Annotated in this window: 18 protein-coding genes; 9 read left to right on the top strand and 9 right to left on the bottom strand. The window is 58.6% G+C overall.

All coding sequences use genetic code 11. The features are described from left to right. Window positions 1–5: 5 nt before the first annotated feature. Both eno and ftsB read left to right on the top strand, forming a co-directional pair. Window positions 6–1289 carry a phosphopyruvate hydratase gene (gene eno, locus ACO0LO_RS03160; RefSeq protein WP_422962723.1) on the top strand — a complete coding sequence of 428 codons (1284 nt, stop codon included), beginning with the start codon at window positions 6–8 and terminating at the stop codon, window positions 1287–1289. Between the two features lie 74 nt (window positions 1290–1363). Then, the gene (ftsB, locus tag ACO0LO_RS03155; protein WP_422962722.1) at window positions 1364–1720 is read left to right on the top strand and encodes a cell division protein FtsB; all 357 of its coding nucleotides are present in this window, start codon (window positions 1364–1366) and stop codon (window positions 1718–1720) included. A gap of 37 nt (window positions 1721–1757) precedes the next feature. On the opposite strand, the gene hslO is transcribed toward ftsB, so the two are convergent. Continuing rightward, window positions 1758–2684, bottom strand: a complete 927-nt coding sequence (gene hslO / locus ACO0LO_RS03150) for an Hsp33 family molecular chaperone HslO (RefSeq protein ID WP_422962721.1) — start codon at window positions 2682–2684, stop codon at window positions 1758–1760. A gap of 16 nt (window positions 2685–2700) precedes the next feature. Beyond that, complete coding sequence (locus ACO0LO_RS03145) at window positions 2701–3225, bottom strand: gamma carbonic anhydrase family protein (protein ID WP_422962720.1); 525 nt, start codon at window positions 3223–3225, stop codon at window positions 2701–2703. A gap of 133 nt (window positions 3226–3358) precedes the next feature. Here ACO0LO_RS03145 and ACO0LO_RS03140 point away from each other — a divergent pair, with 133 nt between their 5' ends. Both ACO0LO_RS03140 and ACO0LO_RS03135 read left to right on the top strand, forming a co-directional pair. Further along, on the top strand, window positions 3359–4159 hold the full coding sequence (locus ACO0LO_RS03140) for a ferritin-like domain-containing protein (protein WP_422962826.1): 801 nt from the start codon (window positions 3359–3361) through the stop codon (window positions 4157–4159). Between the two features lie 196 nt (window positions 4160–4355). After that, complete coding sequence (locus tag ACO0LO_RS03135) at window positions 4356–5267, top strand: flagella assembly protein FlgT middle domain-containing protein (RefSeq protein ID WP_422962719.1); 912 nt, start codon at window positions 4356–4358, stop codon at window positions 5265–5267. A gap of 62 nt (window positions 5268–5329) precedes the next feature. Here ACO0LO_RS03135 and ACO0LO_RS03130 read toward each other — a convergent pair whose 3' ends face one another. Next, window positions 5330–7006: an acyl-CoA synthetase gene (locus tag ACO0LO_RS03130; RefSeq protein WP_422962718.1), complete on the bottom strand. Its 1677-nt coding sequence runs from the start codon at window positions 7004–7006 to the stop codon at window positions 5330–5332. 132 nt (window positions 7007–7138) lie between these two features. On the opposite strand from ACO0LO_RS03130, the gene ACO0LO_RS03125 reads away from it, so the two are divergent. The 5 genes from ACO0LO_RS03125 to rmuC all read left to right on the top strand — a co-directional run bounded on the left by ACO0LO_RS03125 (window position 7139) and on the right by rmuC (window position 13873). Further along, the gene (locus ACO0LO_RS03125; RefSeq protein WP_422962717.1) at window positions 7139–8020 is read left to right on the top strand and encodes an alpha/beta fold hydrolase; all 882 of its coding nucleotides are present in this window, start codon (window positions 7139–7141) and stop codon (window positions 8018–8020) included. A gap of 81 nt (window positions 8021–8101) precedes the next feature. Further along, window positions 8102–9343: a cystathionine gamma-synthase family protein gene (locus ACO0LO_RS03120; protein WP_422962716.1), complete on the top strand. Its 1242-nt coding sequence runs from the start codon at window positions 8102–8104 to the stop codon at window positions 9341–9343. Between the two features lie 68 nt (window positions 9344–9411). Next, complete coding sequence (locus tag ACO0LO_RS03115; protein WP_422962825.1) at window positions 9412–11886, top strand: ABC transporter permease; 2475 nt, start codon at window positions 9412–9414, stop codon at window positions 11884–11886. A gap of 25 nt (window positions 11887–11911) precedes the next feature. Continuing rightward, window positions 11912–12331 carry a group II truncated hemoglobin gene (locus ACO0LO_RS03110; protein WP_422962715.1) on the top strand — a complete coding sequence of 140 codons (420 nt, stop codon included), beginning with the start codon at window positions 11912–11914 and terminating at the stop codon, window positions 12329–12331. A gap of 42 nt (window positions 12332–12373) precedes the next feature. Further along, window positions 12374–13873, top strand: coding sequence for a DNA recombination protein RmuC (gene rmuC, locus ACO0LO_RS03105; RefSeq protein ID WP_422962714.1), 1500 nt, complete (start codon window positions 12374–12376; stop codon window positions 13871–13873). A gap of 67 nt (window positions 13874–13940) precedes the next feature. Here rmuC and ACO0LO_RS03100 read toward each other — a convergent pair whose 3' ends face one another. From ACO0LO_RS03100 to ACO0LO_RS03075, 6 genes are all read right to left on the bottom strand, one after another. Then, a complete protein-coding gene (locus ACO0LO_RS03100) occupies window positions 13941–14282 on the bottom strand; it encodes a ComEA family DNA-binding protein (RefSeq protein WP_422962713.1) in 342 nt (113 codons plus the stop codon). Between the two features lie 166 nt (window positions 14283–14448). After that, on the bottom strand, window positions 14449–15042 hold the full coding sequence (locus tag ACO0LO_RS03095; protein ID WP_422962824.1) for a peptidylprolyl isomerase: 594 nt from the start codon (window positions 15040–15042) through the stop codon (window positions 14449–14451). Between the two features lie 470 nt (window positions 15043–15512). Further along, entirely contained in the window at window positions 15513–16829 is a 1317-nt protein-coding gene (gene glp / locus ACO0LO_RS03090) for a gephyrin-like molybdotransferase Glp (RefSeq protein ID WP_422962712.1), read from the bottom strand. Beyond that, on the bottom strand, window positions 16822–17457 hold the full coding sequence (mobA, locus tag ACO0LO_RS03085) for a molybdenum cofactor guanylyltransferase MobA (RefSeq protein ID WP_422962711.1): 636 nt from the start codon (window positions 17455–17457) through the stop codon (window positions 16822–16824). The genes glp and mobA overlap by 8 nt, the downstream gene beginning before the upstream one ends. Before the next feature lie 10 nt (window positions 17458–17467). Beyond that, complete coding sequence (gene moaA, locus ACO0LO_RS03080) at window positions 17468–18598, bottom strand: GTP 3',8-cyclase MoaA (RefSeq protein WP_422962710.1); 1131 nt, start codon at window positions 18596–18598, stop codon at window positions 17468–17470. A 190-nt stretch (window positions 18599–18788) separates the two neighbouring features. Beyond that, a complete protein-coding gene (locus ACO0LO_RS03075; RefSeq protein WP_422962709.1) occupies window positions 18789–21929 on the bottom strand; it encodes an Rne/Rng family ribonuclease in 3141 nt (1046 codons plus the stop codon). Between the last annotated feature and the right edge of the window lie 292 nt (window positions 21930–22221).

Here is a 22221-nt window from a genome sequence, read left to right as displayed (position 1 = left end):
ATTGAATGAGCGCTATCGTTGATATTATCGGCCGTGAAATTATTGATTCACGCGGCAATCCGACAGTCGAATGCGACGTCCTGCTGGAATCCGGTGTGATGGGACGCGCCTCCGTGCCTTCCGGCGCATCGACAGGCTCGCGCGAAGCGATCGAACTGCGCGACGGCGATAAGTCTCGTTACCTGGGCAAGGGCGTACTGAAAGCCTGTGAACACATCAACACCGAAATCGCTGAAGCCATCATGGGCCTGGATGCCAATGAACAGGCTTTCCTCGACCGCACGCTGATTGACCTGGACGGCACTGAAAACAAGAGCCGACTGGGCGCCAATGCCATGCTGGCAGTGTCGATGGCAGTTGCCAAGGCTGCGGCCGAAGAAGCCGGCCTGCCGCTGTACCGCTACTTCGGCGGCTCCGGTGCTATGCAGTTGCCTGTGCCGATGATGAACGTCATCAACGGCGGCGCCCATGCCGACAATAACCTGGATATCCAGGAATTCATGATCATCCCGGTCGGCGCACCGACTTTCCGCGAAGCAGTGCGTTACGGCGCTGAGGTATTCCACGCACTGAAAAAAATCCTGCATGACAAAGGCCTGACAACTGCCGTGGGCGACGAAGGCGGCTTTGCTCCTTCCGTGGAAAACCATGAAGAAGCGATCAAGCTGATCATCCAGGCGATAGAAGCCGCAGGCTACGAGCCAGGCACGCAGATTGCGCTGGGCCTGGATTGCGCCGCCAGCGAATTCTACAAAGACGGCAAATACCACCTGGAAGGCGAGGGCCTGACACTGTCATCCGCCGACTTCACCAACCTGCTGGCAACCTGGGTCGACAAATACCCCATCATCTCCATCGAAGATGCGATGGCGGAGAACGACTGGGACGGCTGGGCTACCTTGACTGAAGTGCTGGGCAAGAAGGTGCAGCTGGTCGGCGACGACCTGTTCGTCACCAATACCAAGATCCTGCGCGAAGGCATACAAAAAGGCGTTGCCAATTCCATCCTGATCAAGATCAACCAGATCGGCACGCTGACTGAAACATTCGCGGCCATCGAAATGGCCAAGCGTGCCGGCTACACTGCCGTGATTTCTCACCGTTCCGGCGAAACCGAAGACAGCACCATTGCCGACATCGCCGTGGGTACCAATGCGCTGCAGATCAAGACCGGCTCCTTGTCCCGTTCCGACCGTATGGCAAAATACAACCAATTATTGCGCATCGAAGAAGACCTGGGCGAAATCGCCAGCTACCCAGGACGCGAAGCGTTTTATAATTTGAAGTAAGTTTCATTCAAAAGGGGGAACGCAGTTCCCCCTTTTTTTGAGTTTCCTTGGTTTACTGCATACGTGGTTGTTGAATGCGTCTGATTGCGCTGGCACTTGCTACCTTGTTGTTGATGATTCAATACCCCCTCTGGCTGGGCAAGGGAGGGTGGCTGCGCGTATGGGAGCTGGACAAGCAGGTGTCGCAGGTGCAAAGCCATAACGAAGGCCTGAAAGACCGCAATAGCAAGCTCGAATCAGAAGTGGAAGACCTGAAGACCGGCACCGGCGCTGTAGAAGAGCGAGCGCGCTTTGAGCTCGGCATGATCAAGAAAGACGAAATTTTTGTGCAGATACTGGATGCCGGCACGGCATCGCAGGCCAGTGCTCCGGTTACTCCGCAAGCCGCTGGAAATGTACCCAAACCCATAAAAGAAAATGCCGCAAGGTGAACATTGCGGCATCTTGTCAATTTTCCGTATTTATTATTTAGTGCTTGCTGTCGCCCGGGGTCGTAGTCGCTTCGACTAGGGTTGTTGCCACAAACAGCTGCGCACAATCCACCTTGTCAAAGCCATAGTGCTTGCCGCAGAAGTCGCAGTTGATATCCAGCTTGCCGAGTTCATTGATGGCGGTATTGACTTCTTCCTCGCCCAGCATTTTCAGCATATTGCCGACTTTCTCGCGTGAGCAATTGCAGCGGAAGCTGGGGTGCTGGGGATCGAATACGCGTATGGTTTCTTCCCAGAACAGGCGGTGCAGCAAGGTGTCTATGTCTGTCTCCAGCAGCTCCGTCTGTTTCAAGGTGCTGCCCAGCGTTACTGCGCGGTTCCAGGCTTCGGTTTCGTCTTCCACTTTGGATTCGGTGCCGCCAGTTTTCGGCAACTTTTGCAGCAGCATGCCGCGCGAAATCTTGTCGTCCGATGCCAGCCACAGTTTGGTGTCCAGCTGTTCGGAGCGCATCATATAATTTTCGATGATGATCGCGATCGTATCGCCGTCCAGCGGCACAATGCCCTGGTAGGCTTGCTGTCCCGGCAGCTTGTTGTTCGGGTCCAGCGTAATGACAAAGCGGCCGTTACCGTGCGCATGCACCAGTTCCGACAGGCCCGCGTTATCCGGCACCACTGCATCCGGCGCCAGCTTTGCAGTAGCGCGTATGTGCAGTTCTGCATCGCATTCCACGACGAGCAGCTTGATAGGGCCATCGCCATGAATCTGCATGACCATGGTACCGTCGAACTTCAGGTTGGCGCTCAGCAGCGCCGAAGCAGCAACAAGCTCGCCCAGGATGGTTTTCACCGCCTGAGGATATTGTTGATGCGACAGTATCTGTTGCCAGGTGTCGGAAATTTCCACCAGCTCGCCGCGGACTCCTGCGTGTTCGAACATGAATTTTTGTAAGGTATCTGTCATTGTATATCTATCACTATCAGCCGATTTTCTTTAACTGGGTCTTGAATTCCTGACCGCGCCGTACGTAACTTTGGGTGTTTCCCCGAATTCGCAAGGCGTCTTCGTCAGTTAAAGTGCGTATGGCCTTGGCCGGAGAGCCGACAATCAGCGAATTATCTGGAAATTCCTTGCCCTCTGTCACCAATGCGCCGGCGCCGACCAGGCAATTCCGGCCGATTTTGGCGCCATTCAGGATGACAGCCTGAATACCTATCAGCGAACCTTCACCGATAGTGCAGCCGTGCAGCATGGCCTGGTGGCCCACGGTGACGTTTTTGCCGACCGTTAAAGGAAAGCCGGGGTCGGTATGCAATGTGCAACTTTCCTGCACATTGCTGTTCTCGCCGATGGTGATCAACTCATTATCGCCGCGCAAGGTCACACCGAACCAGATGCTGGCATTGGCCTCTATTTTGACCCTGCCGATAATGGTGGCGGAGTCGGTAATATAGGCCGTGGAGTCGATTTCCGGGACTAACTCGCCTAATTGGTATATGGCCATGGGTTTCTTCCGTAAAATAGGGGTCTCTGTATTAACCCCGTATTTTAACGCCCCTGGTATGAACGCACAGTCTTCCGTAGCAAATTCCTCATTCAACCTGGTTTCTGGTTCCGCCACGGCACCAAAGCCGGGTATGTCCGGCGAACTGCGCCAGATGGCGCTGCACTGGCTGGCGCAGCCGCTCGCCAGGGCCAAGGCTGACGGCGTGCGCGCGCTGAGTGAGAGCTGGCTGCGCGGCGAGCTCAGCCTGGAGGTAGAAGCCGTGATTGCAGAGCCTGAGGGCGTTCCCGGCAGGCCGGACAAGCCTGACTTGGTCGCGCCGCTGGATGTCAAGCGCAGGGCAATGAATACCGTGGAAGGGCGTGCCGCCCTGATCCACGCGCTGGCGCACATAGAATTCAATGCAATCAACTTGGCGCTGGATGCGCTGTGGCGCTTCCCCGGCATGCCGGCCGCCTATTACAGCGACTGGCTGCAGGTGGCACAGGAAGAGGCTTACCATTTCAGCTTGCTGGCCGAGCACCTTGTAGTACTGGGCTTCCAGTACGGCGATTTCTCAGCGCACAACAGCCTGTGGGAATTGACCGAGAGGACCTCCGCCGACGTATTGGCCAGAATGGCGCTGGTGCCGCGTACGATGGAGGCGCGCGGCCTGGATGCCACGCCTGCGGTGCGCGCCAAGCTGGCACAAGCCGGAGATGCCGCCGCCGCGGCAATACTGGATATCATCCTGCGCGACGAGATCGGCCATGTGGGCATCGGCAATCACTGGTTCGCCTGGCTGTGCGAACGGCGTTCGCTGGATCCGCTGGAGGCCTACGAGGCGTTGGCCAGGCAGTACAGGGCGCCGCAGATGCGGCCGCCGTTCAATATCGAGGCCAGGCGTGCCGCCGGGTTCAGCGAGGCGGAGCTGAAGGCGCTGCAGGCAGGTTAAGGCACAGAGTCGATCAGGGCATGGGGCATTTGCCTAAAGAAGCGAAAAATCCAGTCGTAACCAGAATGATAGTTCTAATGGCAGTTTTTATCCGGAGCAACGCATGAGTGGTCATTTGAAACGGAACGCGGCAGGTTTAATTGCCATACTTGCATTATCGCTCTCCTTACCGGCGAGTGCGCAGTATCAGGAGGCGATGCCGGCAGATACCGTCAAGCCTGCCGTGCCGGCTGTGCAGGTCATGCCCGAACCGGCAATGGAGCCCGAGCCGCCCAAGCCGGTGCTGCCGCCCTACAAAAAGAAAATAGTCGCCAGTGCGTTCAATATCGACGCACCGGGGCAGGTGGAGGACATCAACGACATCGCCAACGGCCTTCCGAGGGAGTTGCTGGACCGCTTGCAGCGCTCCGGAAAATTCCTGGTCAGGCGCGCTGATTCCTTTCTCGGGACCGGCGTGCGTGGGGAGACGCCATCGCTGAAAATGATACGCGAACTGGCCGATACCAACGACAGCCAGTTCGTGCTGTCGGGCACGATCAGGAATGCCGAACGCTCGGTGGAGAAAAAATACCTGGGATTGTGGAATACCAACCAGCGCGATATCGATATCGAGCTGACGCTGTACGACGGCGGTAGCGGTAGCCTGATCGCGACCCACAGGGTGGAAAAACGGGTGAAGGATGATGTGCTGGTCGGGCGCGAAAAAACTTTCGGCAGCAAGAATTTTTTTTCCACCAAACTGGGCAAGGCAATTGATGGCATGCTGGATGAATTGGCCGACGAAGTGGACATGGATCTGGGCCAGATTCCCTTATCGGCCAAGGTGCTGCGCGTCAATAACGGCCAGGTCATGCTGGATGCGGGGGCGAGTTCTGCGATAGCGGCCGGCGATGTGCTGGCGGTCTATCGCGTGAAGAATGAGATGCCGTTGACGACTGCGCAGCAAGCAGTGTTCGGCATGCCGGAAATGCGGGTCGGCACCGTTGCCATCGCCCAGGTGCAGCCACTGTTTTCTGTCGGCCAGCTGTCTGCGGATGCCCGGTCCGGCGACGTCAGGCCGGGTGACATTGTGCGTTCCGAGCCTCGCATGGAAGTGCAGGGGCAATAATAACAAGGAACTGCGAAGGGGCTGCGCCCCTTGCCGTCTCTTGCTGCGCTTTATTTGCCAGATCAGCCTGCTTCCCTGGCCCTTTCTTCTTCGCGCAGCCGTAATATCCGCCTTTGCACCTTGCCGGTGGTCGTCATCGGCAAGGCATCGATAAACTCAATTTCCTTCGGATACTCATAGGGCGCCAGCTTGCCGCGCACATGAGCCTGCAATTCAGCGATCAGTTGTTCGCTGCCCTGGTAGCCTGCGCTCAGTACCACATACGCTTTAACCAGGTTGCCGCGTTCCCTGTCCGGCTTGGGCACGACGGCGACATTGACGACGGCCGGATGCTTGACGAGGCAGTTTTCAATTTCAGAAGGGCCTATGCGATAGCCGGCTGCCTTGAACATATCGTCGGCGCGCCCCTGGTACCACAGGTAGCCGTCTTCATCGCGTACTGCCAGGTCGCCTGTGCGGCACCAGTCCCCGGTAAACTTGTTACGCGTGGCTTCCGGATTTTTCCAGTAGCCAAGGAAGAATACCGGGTCGGGCGTTCCGTGGATGTCCTTCATCTGCATGGCCACTTCGCCGCTCTCGCCGGGGCCGACTTCGTTACCGTCGTCGTCGATGACCGACACGCGATGACCGGGGTAGGGACGGCCCATGCTGCCCGGTTTTGCCGGCCATTGCTGCACGCTGTTGCCGACGATGTAGTTCATCTCGGTCTGGCCGAACATCTCATTCGGCGTAACGCCCAGCGCCGACTGGCACCAGCTGAATACCGCGTCGCCGACCGCTTCCCCGGCGCTCATGATTGCACGCAGGCTGAGCTTGTAGCTGCTGCGCGGTTCCGGACAAGCCTTCATCATCATCTTCAGCGCAGTGGGAAACAGGAAGGTATTGGTCACTGCATATTTCTGCATCAGGTAGAACGCGGTGTCGGCGGAAAACCTCCCTTGATAACCAACGATGGGTTTGCCGAAATATAGCGTCGGCAGCAGCGCATCCATCAAGCCGCCGGTCCATGCCCAGTCGGCCGGCGACCAGAACACGTCGTTCGCCTGCGGGAACCAGTTCTGCGAAGCGACGAAACCTGTGAGGTTGCCGATGACGGCTGATTGAGGCAGCAGCGCGCCCTTGGGAGCGCCCGTCGTACCGCTGGTGTAGATCAGGATGGCCGGGTCACTGCCTTTAGTTGCCACGGCTTCGAAGGCCGGCGGCATGCCATCCAGGCCTTGCCGCCAGTCCACTGCGTTTTCCAGCGTGCAATCCAGCGTGATGATGCTTGTTACCGTGGGACAGGCCGCACGAATTTGCCGGAAAGCTTCCACGCCGCTCTGGTCCACGATCAGCGCAACAGCTTCACTATGCTGCAGCCGGTATTCCAGCGCCTCCGGCCCAAACAGGAAAGACAGGGGCATCGCGATTGCGCCCAGTTGCAGGCAGGCCATCATCGCCACGGCGGTTTCCGGCCGCTGCGGCAAAATGCTGGCGACCACGTCGCCGCGTTTGACGCCTTGCTTGTGCAACAGGCCCGACAGGCGGTTTGCCTGCTGCTGCAATTGCGCATAGCTGAGGCTGGCGGTCTTGCCGTCTGCATCTTCGAAATAGACGGCGATGTTGGACGCCGTGGCGGGATCGTCTGCCCAGCGGTGGCAGCATACCTGCGCAATATTGAAGTCTGCCGGTACCTCCCACCGGAAGCCCTGGTACAAGGCATTGTAATTGTCAGTGGGTGCAGATATCTGTCTGGTCATCGTGTCTCCGGTATAATTATCGAACGGTCGTTCTATTGTCTGTGCAAAAAACTACAAATATAAAATAAAAATGCGGTGCCGCGCTTTGCCTTCCGCCGGGCTGCACCTGCCGTCTAACATGTCTAGCCTATTATGAAACCATCTCGCTCAGAATTTATCACGGTCCGCGGACTCCAATACCATATTCGTCACTGGGGTGATGAAAATTCACCGAAGATCTTCATGATGCACGGCTGGATGGATGTGTCGGCGTCGTTCCAGTTCGTCGTCGACTGCCTGAAAGGGGGCTGGCATGTAATTGCCGGCGACTGGCGCGGTTTCGGGTTGACCGACGTGCCGTCCGGCGATTGTTACTGGGCGCCCGATTACCTGGGCGACCTGGATGCCATCTTGCGGCATTTTTCACCGGACGAGCCGGTGAATTTGTTGGGTCACAGCATGGGTGGCAATGTTGTCAGCCTGTATGCTGGCATCAGGCCCGAGCGCATCAGCAAGCTGATCAACCTGGAGGGTTTCGGCATGCCGGGGACGCATCCCAAGCAGGCGCCGAACCGCTACCGAAAATGGCTGGACGAGTTGCGCGAGCAGCCTGCGCTGCGCACGTATCCGAACCAGGCCGCCGTTGCCGGACGCCTGCAAAAGACCAATCCACGCCTTTCCGATGAACGCGCAGCCTTTCTTTCTTCGCACTGGGCGCGCCAGAATGATGCCGGCGACTGGGAAATCCTGGGTGATCCGGCGCACAAGCTGTCCAATCCCTTGCTATACCAGGTGGACGAGACCACGGCTTGCTGGGCAAAAATCACGGCGCCGGTATTGTGGGTGGAGGCCAACGACACCGACGTGTGGCGCTGGATGGGACCCAAGGAAGAAGCGCGTATAGAAATAGACCGGCGCATCGCCTATCTCGCCAATGTCAAGACGGCAATGATCATGGAGGCAGGCCACATGCTGCACCACGACCAGCCCGAAGTGCTGGCGCAACTGGTGGAAGATTTCCTGACCGGCAAATAAGCACACGCGGCAGCCAGACACCGGGGGAGGGGCGTTTCTGGGGTACACTTGAGGGATCCGTTTCCTTCTTTCCCACAGACCATGAGTGACAAACCTTCCTACGGCTTTACCACCACCATCCTGCATAGCGACCGCCAGAAGAACATAGAGCACGGCTCGCTGCATAAACCCATCCACACCTCGGTTGCGTTCGGCTACAAGGATGCACGCGAACTGGCCGCGGTCTTCCAGGGCAAGCAGCCCGGCTACCGTTATGGCCGCCAGGGCAACCCTACCGTATCGGCGCTGGAAGACAAGATCACCAGAATGGAGGATGGCTACGCCACCATCTGTTTCGCCACCGGCATGGCGGCGATCGGCGCGATTTGCCAGGCATTGCTGCGCGCGGGCGATCATGTAGTGTCGTCTGCCTTCCTGTTCGGCAATACCAACAGCTTATGGCAGACCATGGGCAATGTCGGCGTTGACGTATCATTTGTCGATGCGACCGACGTTGCCAATGTAGAAGCTGCGATCACGCCGGCAACCCGCATCGTTTTTGTCGAAACCATCGCCAATCCGCGCACGCAGGTAGCAGACCTGAAGCGCATAGGCGAGCTGTGCCGCGCACGGGGTATCCTGTATGTGGTGGACAATACGATGACCTCGCCTTACCTGTTCCGCCCCAAGCAAGTAGGTGCTGGCCTGGTCGTCAATGCCTTGACCAAGTCGATTGCGGGCCACGGCAACGTGCTCGGCGGCGCGCTGACCGATACCGGTGTGTACGACTGGAACGCTTATCCGCATATTGTAGAAAACTACAAGAAATTTCCCGTCATCCAGTGGGGCATGGCACAGCTGCGTGCCAAGGCGCTGCGCGACTTCGGCGGCTCACTGGGGCCCGAAGCGGCACACCATATCGCCGTTGGGGCGGAAACCATGGCATTGCGCCTGCAACGCGAATGCACGAATGCACAGGCGGTAGCGGAACTGCTTCAGGCGGACGACAGGGTAGCAGCGGTGCACTACCCAGGCTTGCCGGGACATCCGCAGCACCACATCGCAAAAGAATTGTTCCGTTCCTATGGCGCTCTGCTCAGTTTTGAGCTGCGCGACGATATAGACTGCTTCGACTTCCTGAATCGCATGAAGCTTGCCATTCCCGCCAGCAACCTGGGCGACACGCGCACCCTTGTGATTCCGGTTGCACACACCATCTTCTATGAGATGGGCGCAGAGCGCCGTGCCAGCATGGGCATCGCCGAATCGCTGATACGGGTGTCGATCGGACTGGAAGATACCGAAGACCTGCTGGAAGATTTCCGCCAGGCGCTGGCCGGTTAGTGTAGATAACGGATTATTGAGCCGGAAGGGCGGAAATCTTGGGACTTTCCTTGGTGGTGTCTTGGCGCATGACGATGCGCGACTGGCGTGCGGGCGAACTGCGCTTCCTGCTGGTGGCGCTGATGATTGCGGTGGCGTCTCTGTCTTCCGTGGGTTTCTTCGTCGATCGCCTGCGCACGGGCTTGAATCGCGATGCGCACCAGCTGCTGGGTGCCGATCTTGTTATCAGTGCAGACCAGCCTGTCAATCCTGCATGGCGCGGCGAGGCGGAAAAGCGCGGCCTGTCGCTGGCGGAGACCGTGGTATTCCCCAGCATGGCGATTGCAGGCGAGGGCGAGGCATCGGCAACCAAGCTGGTGTCGATCAAGGCCGTCAGTTCCGGCTATCCCTTGCGCGGCAACCTGAAGCTGGACCAGGGCAATAAAGAAGTCAGCACCACGCAGACGCCCTCCACCGGTACCGTGTGGGTGGACCCCGCCATGCTGCCCGGCTTGAACTTGAAAGTCGGCGCGCAGCTGAAACTGGGCGACAAGCTGTTCAATGTTGCACAGGTGATTGCCAATGAGCCTGACCGCGGCGCATCCTTCATGAACTTCATGCCCCGCGTGATGATCTCCACGCAGGATCTGGCAGCCACCAACCTCATCCAGAACGGATCGCGCGTCACTTATCGCCTGCTGGTCGCCGGGCCTGCAAAGGCGGCACAGGATTTCCAGAAATGGCTGCAGGACACGATAGACAAGGATGATGTCAAAGGCGTGCGGCTGGAATCTCTGGATACCGGCCGCCCGGAAATGCGCGCAACGCTGGAAAGGGCAGAGCAGTTCCTGTCGCTGGTCAGCCTGTTGTCGGCCTTGCTGGCGGCGGTTGCCGTGGCAATGGCGGCGCGCCGTTTCATGCTGCGGCATCTGGATGCCTGCGCGATGCTGCGCTGCCTGGGCCTGACGCAAAACCAGGTGACCACGATGTACCTGGCTGAATTCTTCATGATAGGCATAGCCGGCAGCGTAGCCGGCGTAGTGCTGGGGTTTGCCGGACACTATGTGCTGCTGGAGTGGCTGGGCAAGCTGGTGTCCAACGATCTGCCTGGCGCCAGCTGGCTGCCTGCATGGCAGGGCATTGCCACCGGCCTGCTATTGCTGGTCGGCTTTGCGTTGCCGCCGATACTGCAGCTGCGCAATGTGCCGCATAACCGTGTGATACGGCGCGAGCAGGATGCGCCCAAACCGCTGACGCTGGCGACCTACGGTCTTGGCATGGTGATGTTTACCGGCTTGCTGTTATGGCAGGCAGGGGATATCAAGCTCGGTTTGCTGACCGCCGCGGGCTTCCTGCTGGGGCTCCTGGTTTTTGCCTTGATCTCCTGGGGCGCGGTGGCATCGCTGAAACGGCTGCGCAATCTATTCAGCCACGCGTCCTGGCGCTTTGCCGTCACGGCCTTGCAGCGCCGGCCTGGCGCTACCGTGATCCAGATCGTATCGCTGGCGCTGGGACTGATGGCCTTGCTGCTGCTGACGGTCGTGCGCTCCGACCTGGTGGCGGCATGGCAGCAGGCAACGCCCAAGGACGCGCCTAACCAGTTCGTCATCAATATCCAGCCGGACCAGAAGGACGATATCGCGGCGCGGCTGGCGCCGCTGGCCAAGCCCTTGCTGTTCCCGATGATACGCGGCAGGCTGGTGCAGGTGAATGACAAGCTCATCACCGGCGATACTTATGAAGAGGACCGCGCCAAGCGTTTGGTGGACCGGGAGTTCAACCTGTCCACGATGGCGGACATGCCGGCGTCGAATACGCTGGTCGCCGGTAAATGGTACAGCGACCGCGTCGGCGATGCGGAAGCCTCGGTAGAAGAGGGTATTGCCAAGACGCTCAAGCTGAAGCTGGGCGACAAGCTCAGTTTTGACGTAGCAGGTCAGAGCGTCAGCGCCACTGTCACCAGTTTGCGCAAGCTGGACTGGGGTTCGATGCGGGTGAATTTCTTCGTCATCATCAATCCGAAGGCCATGCGCGATATGCCGCAAACCTGGATTACCGCCTTCCGCCTGCCTGAAGGACAGATGAATTTCGTCAACCAGCTGACGCGCGATTATCCCAACCTGACCGTGGTTGATGTCGGTGCATTGCTCAAGCAGCTGCAAAGCGTGATGGATCAGGTGACGACTGCCGTGGAGTTCCTGTTCCTGTTTACGCTGGCATCCGGCGTACTGGTGCTGTATGCGGCGCTGGCCGGCTCACAGGACATACGGATGCGGGAAGCCGCATTGCTGCGTGCACTGGGCGCGACACGCAAACAGCTGTCGCAGGCGCAGTGGATAGAATTCCTGCTGGTGGGAGGCCTGGCCGGCATACTGGCTGCTGGCGGCGCATCGGCCATAGGCTGGGCGCTGGCGCAGTTCGTCTTCCATTTTGAATGGAGTTTCGGCGCGCTGGTATGGGTAGCCGGCCTAGCGGTTGGCGCCGGCTGTGCGTTGATCGGCGGTTGGGTAGGGCTGCGCAATGTGTTGAACCAGCCGCCCCTGCTGAGCCTGCGCGAGAATTAAAAAACAAAAAACTTTGGATATTTGCATGACCACGGAAAATACCCCGGAAACAAATGAAGCACAGGAAACCACGCTGTTCGAAGTGATAGGCGGCGCCGATAAATTGCGCGAGATGGTGGACAGGTTTTATGACCTGATGGAGCTGGAACCGGAGTTTGCCGGCATACGCGCGCTGCACCCGCCAACGATGGAGGGATCGCGTGACAAGCTGTACTGGTTCCTGTCCGGCTGGATGGGCGGCCCCAGCCTGTACATAGAAAAATTCGGTCATCCGCGCCTGCGTGCGCGGCATCTGCCTTATGCGATTGCCAGCAACGAGCGCGACCAGTGGCTGCGCTGCATGGCCTGGGCCATGCAGGATGTGAACATTGAGGCTGGGTTGCAGCAAAGGCTGCTGCAATCTTTCTATGAGACCGCCGACTGGATGCGCAACAAGCAGAGCTGAGGCACAGCAAAAATCATAATAAAAACGGATACCACGCCTATCATGAACACTATAGAAATTATCATCGTTGTGCTGTTGCTGGCGCTGCTGGTCATCGGCATCCTGCTGTTGCAGCGCAGCCGCGGTGGCGATAAGCAGGAGCAACTGCAGGCGCAGTTGCAGGGCCTGCAGGATTTCCTGAAGCAGGATCAGCAGTTGCAGCAGCAGGCGCAGGAGCGCTCCGAGAGATCGCTGCGCGAGCAGGTACAGACGACGGCGCAATCCACGCGCCAGGAACTGGGCGGAAATTTTTCCCAGCTACAGCAAAACCTGGCGGCCCAACTGACCAGCGTTGCGACCTTGCAGGGCAACCAGATCGAAGCCTTCTCGCAGCAACTGGTGAAGCTCAATGAAACCAACGCGCAGCAGCTTGAGCAGGTTCGGCAGGCGCTGATCCAGCAAAGCCAGAGCGCGCGCGAAGAGCAGGCGCTGAGCCTGAAGCGCTTTGCCGATACCATCAACCAGACGCTGGCAACGCTGACAGAATCGAATGCGCAACGTATGGGCGAGGTGCGCGCGACGCTGGAAGAAAAAATCCAGGCGCTGCAGGCAGACAATGCCAGCAAGCTGGAAGAGATGCGCAAGACGGTCGATGAGAAGCTGCATGCGACGCTGGAGCAGCGTCTGGGCGAATCCTTCAAGCAGGTGTCGGAGCGGCTGGAAAAAGTGCATCAGGGCCTGGGCGAGATGCAGCAGTTGGCGATTGGCGTCGGCGACCTGAAGCGGGTGCTGACCAACGTAAAAACCCGCGGCACCTGGGGCGAGGTGCAGCTGGAAATGGTGCTGGAACAGATGCTGACCCCGGAACAGTATGCCAAGAACGTAGAGACGATACCCGGCACCGGCGAGAGGGTGGAATTTGCGATCAAGCTGCCCGGCAAGGAAGACGGCAAGGCGCCGGTCTGGATGCCTATCGACGCCAAATTCCCCAAAGAACAATACGAGCGCCTGATGGACGCTGCCGAGCGCGCAGACGCAGACGGGGTGGCACTGGCCGGCAAGGAGCTGGAAAGGGCTGTCCGCGGCGAAGCCAAAACCATCTCCGAGAAATATATCTCGCCGCCGCTGACGACCGACTTTGCGATACTGTTCCTGCCGACCGAAGGCCTGTATGCCGAAGTCATGCGCCGTCCCGGCCTGGCCGATGACTTGCAGCGTAATTGCCGCGTCAGTATTGCCGGGCCGTCCACCCTGTCGGCCATCCTGAATAGCTTACAGATGGGTTTCCGCACACTGATACTGGAAAAGCGTTCTTCCGAAGTGTGGCAGGTGCTGGGGGCGGTAAAGACAGAATTCGGCAAATTCGGCGATGTACTGGCCGCCACCAAGGTGGCGCTGGAGCGTGCCGCCAAAAACATCGACAATGCCGAAGTGCGCACCCGCCAGATGACACGCAAGCTGAAGTCGGTGGAAGCGTTGCCGACGGAAGCGGCACAAAACCTGCTGGGCGTAGACCCCGCGGATTTGCTGGGGGATGCCGGCGAACCGGATCTGCTTAGCTGATATCTCAGGCATTAATAAAAAAAGGGCCGGTCGGCCCTTTTTTATACTTTCAGGAAGTATTCCTGAATTATTTTTTCTTGTCGGCTTTCGGTTTTTGCTTGGCAATGATCATGTCCTTGATGCCGTTGTAGACATCTTCAGGAATGATTTTTTTGTTCAGCAGGTCGTCCTTGCCATTGTACGGGCGGCCCTTGATGATAGCGTCGGAGCGCACGTCGCCGATCTTCGGCAGGCCTGACAATTCTTTCTTGCTGGCGCTGTTGATATCGAGCAGTTCCGTTTTTGCGGAAGCAGAGGCAGAGGCAGCTGGTGCTGCTGCTTTCTTGGCCGCATCGGCTGCATGGGCGGCGCCCGAGAATGTCAAGGACATCGCCAGAGCCAGCAGCATGGATTGTAATAGCCTGTTCATCTTTACTCCCTATGGTTTAACGCCCTGGCGGCAGCGCCGTTTGCCCAGTGCGGCAGTTCACAAAAATCCGGACTACTTCTGAATCTGAAAAACGATCAGCGCATACCATGCTGTTTCCTGGCTCCTGGCTGCGCTGATATGGAACCAGCGCAGCTACTGCCGGCAATTATTGCTCGGTAGCGGAGGTGATCAACACAGGGGTGACCGGTACATCGGTGAAGGTGCTTTGAGTCGATGTAGGGACTACGCGAATCTTGTCGACTACGTCCATACCGCTGGTGACCGTGCCAAAGACTGCATAGCCATCCACGCCTGCGTTGGTCGCATCCAGTGTCGGGTTATCGACTGTGTTGATGAAAAATTGCGATGTGGCCGAAATGATGACGCTGGTGCGTGCCATGGCCACCGAGCCGCGGACGTTTTTCAGGCCGTTGCCGGATTCCAGCACGATAGGGGCGAACAATACAGGTGTGGCTGGAATTGCCAGTGCCGAAGTGTAGCCGCCGCCCTGGATGACAAAATTGCTGATCACACGGTGGAAGATGGTATTCGGGTAGTAGTTGTTTTCCACATAGTCGAGGAAGTTATCTACCGAGATAGGCGCCTTGCTTGGGTCCAGCTGCATGACGATGGTGCCCATCGATGTGCCCATCGTGACTTGCGGTTGCTGTGCGGGTGCAGGGATAGTCAGCACGCCGGAATAGATGATGGAGTTATCGCTGGCCGTGATTTTCAATACGACGGTGCCTACGGCGATCATCTTGCACGTAAATACGCGCTGGGTATCGGTGGCGGTGCCGACTTCGGTCATGCCTGTGCAGCCGAAATTGAAGACGTTGATGCCTTTGGTCAGGTTTTGACCGGTAATCGTCAACTGGGTATTTTTGCGATAGACGATCTGGTCGGTTTTGATGCTCAGTACCGAAGCCAAGGGACCGGATGGCGTGGAATTACCGCCGCCGCCGCAACCAGCCAACAGGGCCGCCGCTGTTACCGCGCTTGCGAGCCAAACGAATGCTTTCAATATTTTCTCCTGAATACACATTGCAATTATTGCAAATGACATTGTTGAATAGATTACCCTACCCTGTACCGACAGAGCGGCCAGGGAGATACCTCTAGTATATCGTTACTGGAAGGTTTAGGGTCTTTGTATAGCCAAATTGAAATGTAAATTCGGATATCAGCTTTGTTTTCGCGGCAAGAGGCCGCTACGCAGTATCCGCAGGCTTACAGCAAGCCGTCAAACAGCACTACCTGGACCAGGTCGCCTGCAGCGACATCGGCCTGGGCATCTCCCAGTACAAGAATGCAATTGGCCTGCGTCATCGAGCGTAAGATGCCCGAACCTTGGGAGCCTGTGATACGGACTTCCAGATTGCCGTCCGCCGCTGTCGACAGTATGCCGCGCTGGTATTCCGTGCGGCCGGGACGCTTGCGTATCGCCGCTGCCGACCTGACGCCGACCAGCGGCAGTGGTGCAGGGCTGGCGCCGGCCATGTGTAGCAGTGCATCGCGCACAAAAAAATAAAAACTGATCATGACGGCGACGGGGTTGCCCGGCAGGCCGAACAGGTAGGCGCTTTTCCTGGCAGATCCGGCGCCGGCATTGACTTTACCGAATGCCATTGGTCTTCCGGGCCGCATATTGATGCCCCAGAACGCCACGTCCCCCATTTCCGCCATCATCGGCTTGGTGTAGTCTGCCATGCCTACCGATACGCCGCCCGACGTGATGACGGCATCGGCGCTCAGGCAGGCATTCTCGAAAGCGGCACGCAGCAAGACCGGATCATCCGGGATGACACCCATATCGATGATGTCGCATCCCAGCCGGCTCAGCATGCCGTACAGCGTGTAGCGGTTGCTGTCGTAGACGCAGCCTTCATCCAGCGTTTCGCCGACGGAGCGCAATTCATCGCCGGTCGAAAAAAAAGCAACACGCAGGCGGCGCTGCACAATGACCTCGGCAATGCCCAGCGAGGCAAGCAGCCCCAGTTCAGCGGCGCGCAGCATCTTGCCTTTGGCCAGTGCAATCTTGCCCATTGCCAGGTCTTCGCCTTTGAAACGGCGGTTAGCGCCGGGCCTGATCCTGCCTGGCAAAATAGTAATTGCCGCATCGCCGGCGTGCTGCACCAGTTCTTGCGGGATGACGGTATCCAGCCCCGCAGGCATCACTGCGCCTGTCATGATGTGCACGCATTCGCCGCGCTCCGCTATGCCCTGGAAGGCTTTTCCGGCAAGAGCGATGCCGGTTACGCTGAGCACCGCAGGCGCGTTATCCGGCAAATCCGCGCTGCGTAGTGCATAGCCGTCCATGGCAGAGTTGTCGTAGGCCGGGACGTCGATGCCGGAAACGACGTCCTCTGCCAGAATCCGGCCCAGAGCGTCGCGTACCGCCAGTTTTTCCGGCACATGTAACGGCTGGATGAATTGACGGATGATCTGTTGCGCCTGCTTCGCAGACAGCGCATCGGCGTCATAGCCGGGCAGGCCGGCGAGCAGCGTGGTCAAATCGGCGGGAGAGTGGGGAGCAGTTTCAGGCATCAGATTCAAGTTGGCGCAATTCTTCCAGGGTATTGATATTATAAAACGCCGTTTCATTCTTGAAGGCAACTTGTATTGTAGTGAGCGATGCATGCCAGGCGCCGACCTTCCTGCCACCTTGTGCGAGGAAAACATCAAGCGAGGGCAGCACGCTGCTTCTCATCAGCGAAATTACCCGGTGAACCTGGGCTTCCTTGCCGTCTCCGGTCATTGCCACGGCGATGTCGGCCTGCTGTTCCAGCAGCGCCTGCGCCAGTCTTTGAACAAGGTCTGAAGGCAGGAAAGGGGAGTCGCAGGGCGCGCTGAGCAGGAATTCGGTGGCGCATTGCCTGAGGCCGGTTTGCAGACCGGCCAGGGGGCCCTCGAAACCGGCAAGCTGGTCGGCGCACAAGACCGCTTCGCCGTGCCCCAGCCCATCACTGATAGCCTGATAGGCGGCCCCATTCCGGTTGGCGCTGATGACGAATGCGCCGACCTGCGGAGCAAGATTTTGCATCACATGGAAGGCCAGCGGTTCGCCGCGGAACAATTGCAGGCCCTTGTCCACGTCGCCCATGCGGGAGCCGCGGCCTCCGGCCAGTAGCAGTCCGGTAATCTGCCCTGAGAGGATTGCTGCCGGTTTATCCATGCAGTACGCCTCAGCCGCCTATGTACGACATTTCGACTTTTTTAAGACGCTCTGTCTGCTCGCCTGCCGCAGTGTGCGCGCTGCGCAATTCGGAGTAGCGGTCGCTGCGGGCGCGCCAGATCTGCGCGACGACGGTGGAAATGGCCTGGTCGGAATAGCTTGCATCCGGGCCGCGCAGCAGGCTGCGCAAATCGTGGCCGCCGGTGGCGAACAGGCAGGTATACAGTTTGCCTTCGGTGGATAGCCTGGCGCGTGTGCAGTCCTGGCAGAATGACTGCGTGACGCTGGAAATGACGCCGATCTCGCCGCCATCGGCATAACGCCAGCGCTCGGCAGTCTCGCCTGTGTAATTGGCCTCTACCCGTTGCAGACCCATGCCGGCAGCGTTCAGCCGGCGAATGATGTCGGCGGAAGGGATAACCTCATCCATTTTCCAGCCGTTGGATGCGCCCACGTCCATGTATTCGATAAAACGCAGGACGTGCGGCGTCTCTTTGAAATAACGCGCCATCGGCACGATTTCCTGGTCGTTCAGGCCGGCCTTGACGACCATGTTGATCTTGACCGGACCGAGACCCGCCTGCTGGGCTGCTGCGATGCCGTCCAAAACGTCATCCACCGGAAAATCAACATCGTTCATTTTGCGGAAGGTGGCGTCATCCAGAGAATCCAGCGACACCGTCACCCTTGTCAATCCGGCGTCTTTGAGTGACTGTGCTTTTCTCGCCAGCAGCGAGGCATTGGTGGTCAGCGTCAGGTCCAGGTCGTCGCCATCTGCGGTCTTGATGCGGCTCAACATGCCGACCAGCTTTTCGATGTTTTTGCGCAGCAGCGGCTCGCCGCCGGTCAGCCTGATCTTGGTAACGCCATGCGCGACGAAGATGTTGGCGATGCGCGTGATTTCCTCGAAAGACAATAGCGAATTGTGCGGAAGGAAATGGTAATCCTTGTCAAAAACAGACTTGGGCATGCAATACACGCAACGGAAGTTGCAGCGGTCGGTGACTGAGATGCGCAGATCGCGCAGGGGTCTCGCGCGGGTGTCCAGCAGCTTGCCGTCCGGCGTTTCCAGCATGCCGGGCAGCGCCAGACTTCGTTCCCGCTGCCGGTGATCTACCAGCGGGATGAATTTTTCACTCATGTTTTATCCAGGAAATAGCTTTTTTACAAATGCTATTTTAATTTTCTATGCGAATACGATACCACGAGACAGCTTGTTCCGCTGAAGGATGCCACGCACGGGAAGCCGGAAACTGCTCGTCGCCTTATGATAAAAAACCGGCTGCATCGCAAGGATGCAGCCGGTTTTGATGATGCCGTTTAGCGATGGATTAGTGCTTTGTTTCCACCAATACCAGCGGCTCATCGGATTGCGTCGGGACCGGCTTGCGTTCACGCGGCACGCGCTGTGATACAGGTGCAGTAGCAGCCGCTTCCTGCGCGGCACGCAGCTTGGCAGGATCGGTGCTGGCCAGCACCAGGCCTGCGGAGGCCAGCACGACGCTCAGGTCTTCAGCCGGCGCTGCCGGTTTTGCAGCAACAGGTGCTGCAGCATGCGCTTTTGCTTCCACTGCATCGAACAGGGTTGCCTGCGTAGGCGCCGCAACAGGCGCCGGCTCTGCGACTACCGGCGCAACTGGTGCAACTGGCGTAACAGACGCAGCTTGTGGAGCAGGTGCAGGCGTTTCAGCAGCGACGACATGCGCAGCGGCAGAGGCGGGAGCAGTTTCCGTTACAACCGGTACGGCTACCGCAGCTTCAGCATGCGGCGCTTCCGGTGCGGCAGTCGTTGGCGCTATCGCAGCCGCTTCGGCAACGACAACTTCAGTCACTTCTGCTGCAACTGGTTCCGCTACGTGGGCAACGACAGGAGCCGGCGCCGCAATTTCAGCAGCATGTGGAGCTGTTACCGGGGCGGCTGCTTCGGCAGGCGCTGCCGGTGCAGCCGGTGTAACCAAGGGAGCAGCTTGCACTGGAGCTGTAGGCGGCGTTGCCCATTCTGCAAACGTCAGAGGTGCAGGTTCTGCTGTGCCGGTTTGCGCAGGCGCATCCACCGGATTTGCCGTGAACTGTGCTGCTTCCGCTACAGGAACAAAGGCGGCTGCCTGTTCAGGCTGGTCCGAACCTTCTGTCGCTGCATCGCCGGTTTCCGTGCCGTCGCGGTCGCGACGGTTACGGTTGCGGCCACCACGGCGGCGGCGGCGGCGGCGTTCGTCGCCTCCTTCTCCACTGTCGTTGTCGGCGCCAACATTGAGGTTGTCGGCAATTTCAGCATCGTCGGTGCTAGTTTCGTCCGATGGCATTGTGTTTTTCAACAACGCATCTTCCGACTTGGCCTCTGCTGCTGTACCGGTGCCGTCCTTGCGCTCTTCGCGCTGGCGTTGCTGGCGTTCGCGGCGGCCTTCCTGCTGACCCTGGCCTTCACGCTCTTCACGCGGCGGGCGGGGTTGCTTAGGCTGGCGTGGCGCCTGCTCGGCTACCTGTGCGGGTTTGGCTTGATCTTCCTTGTCGGCGCGTTCTGTGCGTTCGCCACGTTCGGTGCGCTCACCGCGCTCCGCACGTTCGGTGCGTTCCGGGCGATTGCCGCTACCACTACCGCTGCCGGTAGCTGGGCGTTCTTCACGTTCCTCGCGTCCGCCGCGGCCGTTACGGCTGCGGTTACGCTGGCCACGGCCGTTTTTGTCGCTGCGCTCACGCGACTGGGCCGGTTTTTCTTCCTTGACAGGTTCTGCAACCGGCGCCGGTGCTGCCGGTGCGCCTTTGAAGAAGCCGAACAGCTTGGCGAAGAAGCCTTGCGATTCAGTCGTGACTACCGGGGCAGGAGTCGCCACTGGGGCTGGCACTTCCTTGCGCTCCACGATAGGAGCCTGGTCCGGAGTAATGCTCTTGACCATGGCTTCCTGGCGCGGCTTGACGTCTTCTTTCTGGCGCTTGCTGTAGCCAATGTCGGTATCAGCCTGCTCAGCCATTGCATAGCTGACGTGGGCTTCTTCCAGGCGTGGATCGTCGTGTTTCAGGCGTTCCAGTTTGTAGTGCGGTGTTTCCAGATGCTTGTTCGGGATCAGGATCACGGTCACGCGGTGGCGGTTTTCGATTTTCAGGATCTCGCCGCGTTTTTCGTTCAGCAGGAAAGCAGCAACATCCACCGGCACCTGCACGTGGATCGCGGCTGAATTTTCCTTCATGGCTTCTTCCTGGATGATGCGCAGGACTTGCAGTGCGGAGGATTCTGTATCGCGAATATGGCCGGTGCCGTTGCAGCGAGGGCAAGTCACGTGGCTGCCTTCGGACAGCGAAGGGCGCAGGCGCTGGCGCGACAATTCCATCAGGCCGAAACGGGAAATCTTGCCCATCTGTACACGTGCACGGTCGTAGCGCAGTGCATCTTTCAGGCGGGTTTCCACTTCGCGCTGGTTCTTGGCGTTTTCCATGTCGATGAAATCGATCACGATCAAACCGCCCAGATCGCGCAAGCGCAACTGGCGTGCCACTTCTTCAGCCGCTTCGCAATTGGTGTTGAAGGCCGTGGTTTCAATGTCAGAGCCGCGGGTCGCGCGCGCCGAGTTGACGTCCACGGACACCAGCGCTTCGGTATGGTCGATGACGATCGCGCCGCCGGAAGGCAAAGGCACCGTGCGTGAATACGCGGTTTCAATCTGATGTTCGATCTGGAAGCGGGAGAACAGCGGCACGTCGTCGCTGTAGCGCTTCACGCGGTGCACCATGTCCGGCATCACATGGCTCATGAACTGCTGGGCCTGTTCGTAGATGTCGTCGGTGTCGATCAGGATTTCGCCGATATCGGGCTGGAAGTAGTCGCGAATGGCGCGGATGACCAGTGAGGATTCCTGGTAGATCAGGAAAGCGCCTGCGGCAGACTTGCCGGCGCCTTCAATCGCGCGCCACAGTTGCATCAGGTAGTTCAGATCCCATTGTAATTCGTCAACATTGCGGCCTATGCCGGCAGTGCGGGCAATCACCGACATGCCGCCCGGCAGGTCCAGCTTGTCCATGGTTTCGCGCAGTTCCTGGCGGTCTTCGCCTTCCACACGGCGCGATACGCCGCCACCGCGTGGGTTATTCGGCATGAGCACGAGGTAACGGCCGGCCAGGGAGATAAACGAAGTCAGTGCGGCGCCTTTATTGCCGCGCTCTTCCTTCTCCACCTGGACCATGATTTCCTGGCCTTCGCGCAGCGCATCCTTGATGGAGGCATTGCGGACATCGATGCCTTCCTTGAAGTAGGTGCGGGCAACTTCCTTGAAAGGAAGGAAGCCGTGACGTTCTTCGCCGTAGTTGACGAAACAGGCTTCCAGCGAAGGTTCGATGCGGGTAATGACGCCTTTGTAGATATTGGATTTGCGCAGCTCGCGGCCGGCAGTTTCGATATCGATGTCGATGAGCTTTTGCCCATTGACGATGGCTACGCGCAGTTCTTCTTGCTGCGTAGCATTAAACAGCATACGTTTCATGTTTTACTCCGTGACCTTCTGGTCATCTTGTGCTGCCTTCTTTTAGACGGAAAGCAGCTGGCTTACGTGGGGATGTATGCGCGGACGGAGTGTTTGACGGGGCGGGAAATGCCTGAGGCGCAACAGGATGACATATAACGCTCTTATTTCAGTATGAGCGCCTCTGTATCCCTCAGTTGCAGCGCGGGGCGCGGATGGTTTTACGGTCTGCCGAGTGCACATGTCCCCCGCGTTGTACTGGTCCGATTATGCCGAACACAACGCCAGGCGATGCGCAACTTGTACGCTGGGT

Origin of the sequence: Undibacterium sp. TJN25 (assembly GCF_049339885.1) — a bacterium.
In the GTDB taxonomy this organism is placed as follows: Bacteria; Pseudomonadota; Gammaproteobacteria; order Burkholderiales; family Burkholderiaceae_D; genus Undibacterium.
The sequence above is the reverse complement of the archived record's forward strand: the minus strand, read 5'-3'. Positions and strand labels throughout refer to the sequence as shown.

Excerpts from the sequence above, each read along its gene's own strand:
- eno (WP_422962723.1), top strand. The coding sequence starts at position 6 with ATGAGCGCTATCGTTGATATTATCGGCCGTGAAATTATTGATTCACGC.
- ftsB (WP_422962722.1), top strand. The coding sequence starts at position 1,364 with ATGCGTCTGATTGCGCTGGCACTTGCTACCTTGTTGTTGATGATTCAA.
- hslO (WP_422962721.1), bottom strand. The coding sequence starts at position 2,684 with ATGACAGATACCTTACAAAAATTCATGTTCGAACACGCAGGAGTCCGC.
- ACO0LO_RS03145 (WP_422962720.1), bottom strand. The coding sequence starts at position 3,225 with ATGGCCATATACCAATTAGGCGAGTTAGTCCCGGAAATCGACTCCACG.
- ACO0LO_RS03140 (WP_422962826.1), top strand. The coding sequence starts at position 3,359 with ATGTCCGGCGAACTGCGCCAGATGGCGCTGCACTGGCTGGCGCAGCCG.
- ACO0LO_RS03135 (WP_422962719.1), top strand. The coding sequence starts at position 4,356 with ATGCCGGCAGATACCGTCAAGCCTGCCGTGCCGGCTGTGCAGGTCATG.
- ACO0LO_RS03130 (WP_422962718.1), bottom strand. The coding sequence starts at position 7,006 with ATGACCAGACAGATATCTGCACCCACTGACAATTACAATGCCTTGTAC.
- ACO0LO_RS03125 (WP_422962717.1), top strand. The coding sequence starts at position 7,139 with ATGAAACCATCTCGCTCAGAATTTATCACGGTCCGCGGACTCCAATAC.
- ACO0LO_RS03120 (WP_422962716.1), top strand. The coding sequence starts at position 8,102 with ATGAGTGACAAACCTTCCTACGGCTTTACCACCACCATCCTGCATAGC.
- ACO0LO_RS03115 (WP_422962825.1), top strand. The coding sequence starts at position 9,412 with ATGACGATGCGCGACTGGCGTGCGGGCGAACTGCGCTTCCTGCTGGTG.
- ACO0LO_RS03110 (WP_422962715.1), top strand. The coding sequence starts at position 11,912 with ATGACCACGGAAAATACCCCGGAAACAAATGAAGCACAGGAAACCACG.
- rmuC (WP_422962714.1), top strand. The coding sequence starts at position 12,374 with ATGAACACTATAGAAATTATCATCGTTGTGCTGTTGCTGGCGCTGCTG.
- ACO0LO_RS03100 (WP_422962713.1), bottom strand. The coding sequence starts at position 14,282 with ATGAACAGGCTATTACAATCCATGCTGCTGGCTCTGGCGATGTCCTTG.
- ACO0LO_RS03095 (WP_422962824.1), bottom strand. The coding sequence starts at position 15,042 with ATGATCGCCGTAGGCACCGTCGTATTGAAAATCACGGCCAGCGATAAC.
- glp (WP_422962712.1), bottom strand. The coding sequence starts at position 16,829 with ATGCCTGAAACTGCTCCCCACTCTCCCGCCGATTTGACCACGCTGCTC.
- mobA (WP_422962711.1), bottom strand. The coding sequence starts at position 17,457 with ATGGATAAACCGGCAGCAATCCTCTCAGGGCAGATTACCGGACTGCTA.
- moaA (WP_422962710.1), bottom strand. The coding sequence starts at position 18,598 with ATGAGTGAAAAATTCATCCCGCTGGTAGATCACCGGCAGCGGGAACGA.
- ACO0LO_RS03075 (WP_422962709.1), bottom strand. The coding sequence starts at position 21,929 with ATGAAACGTATGCTGTTTAATGCTACGCAGCAAGAAGAACTGCGCGTA.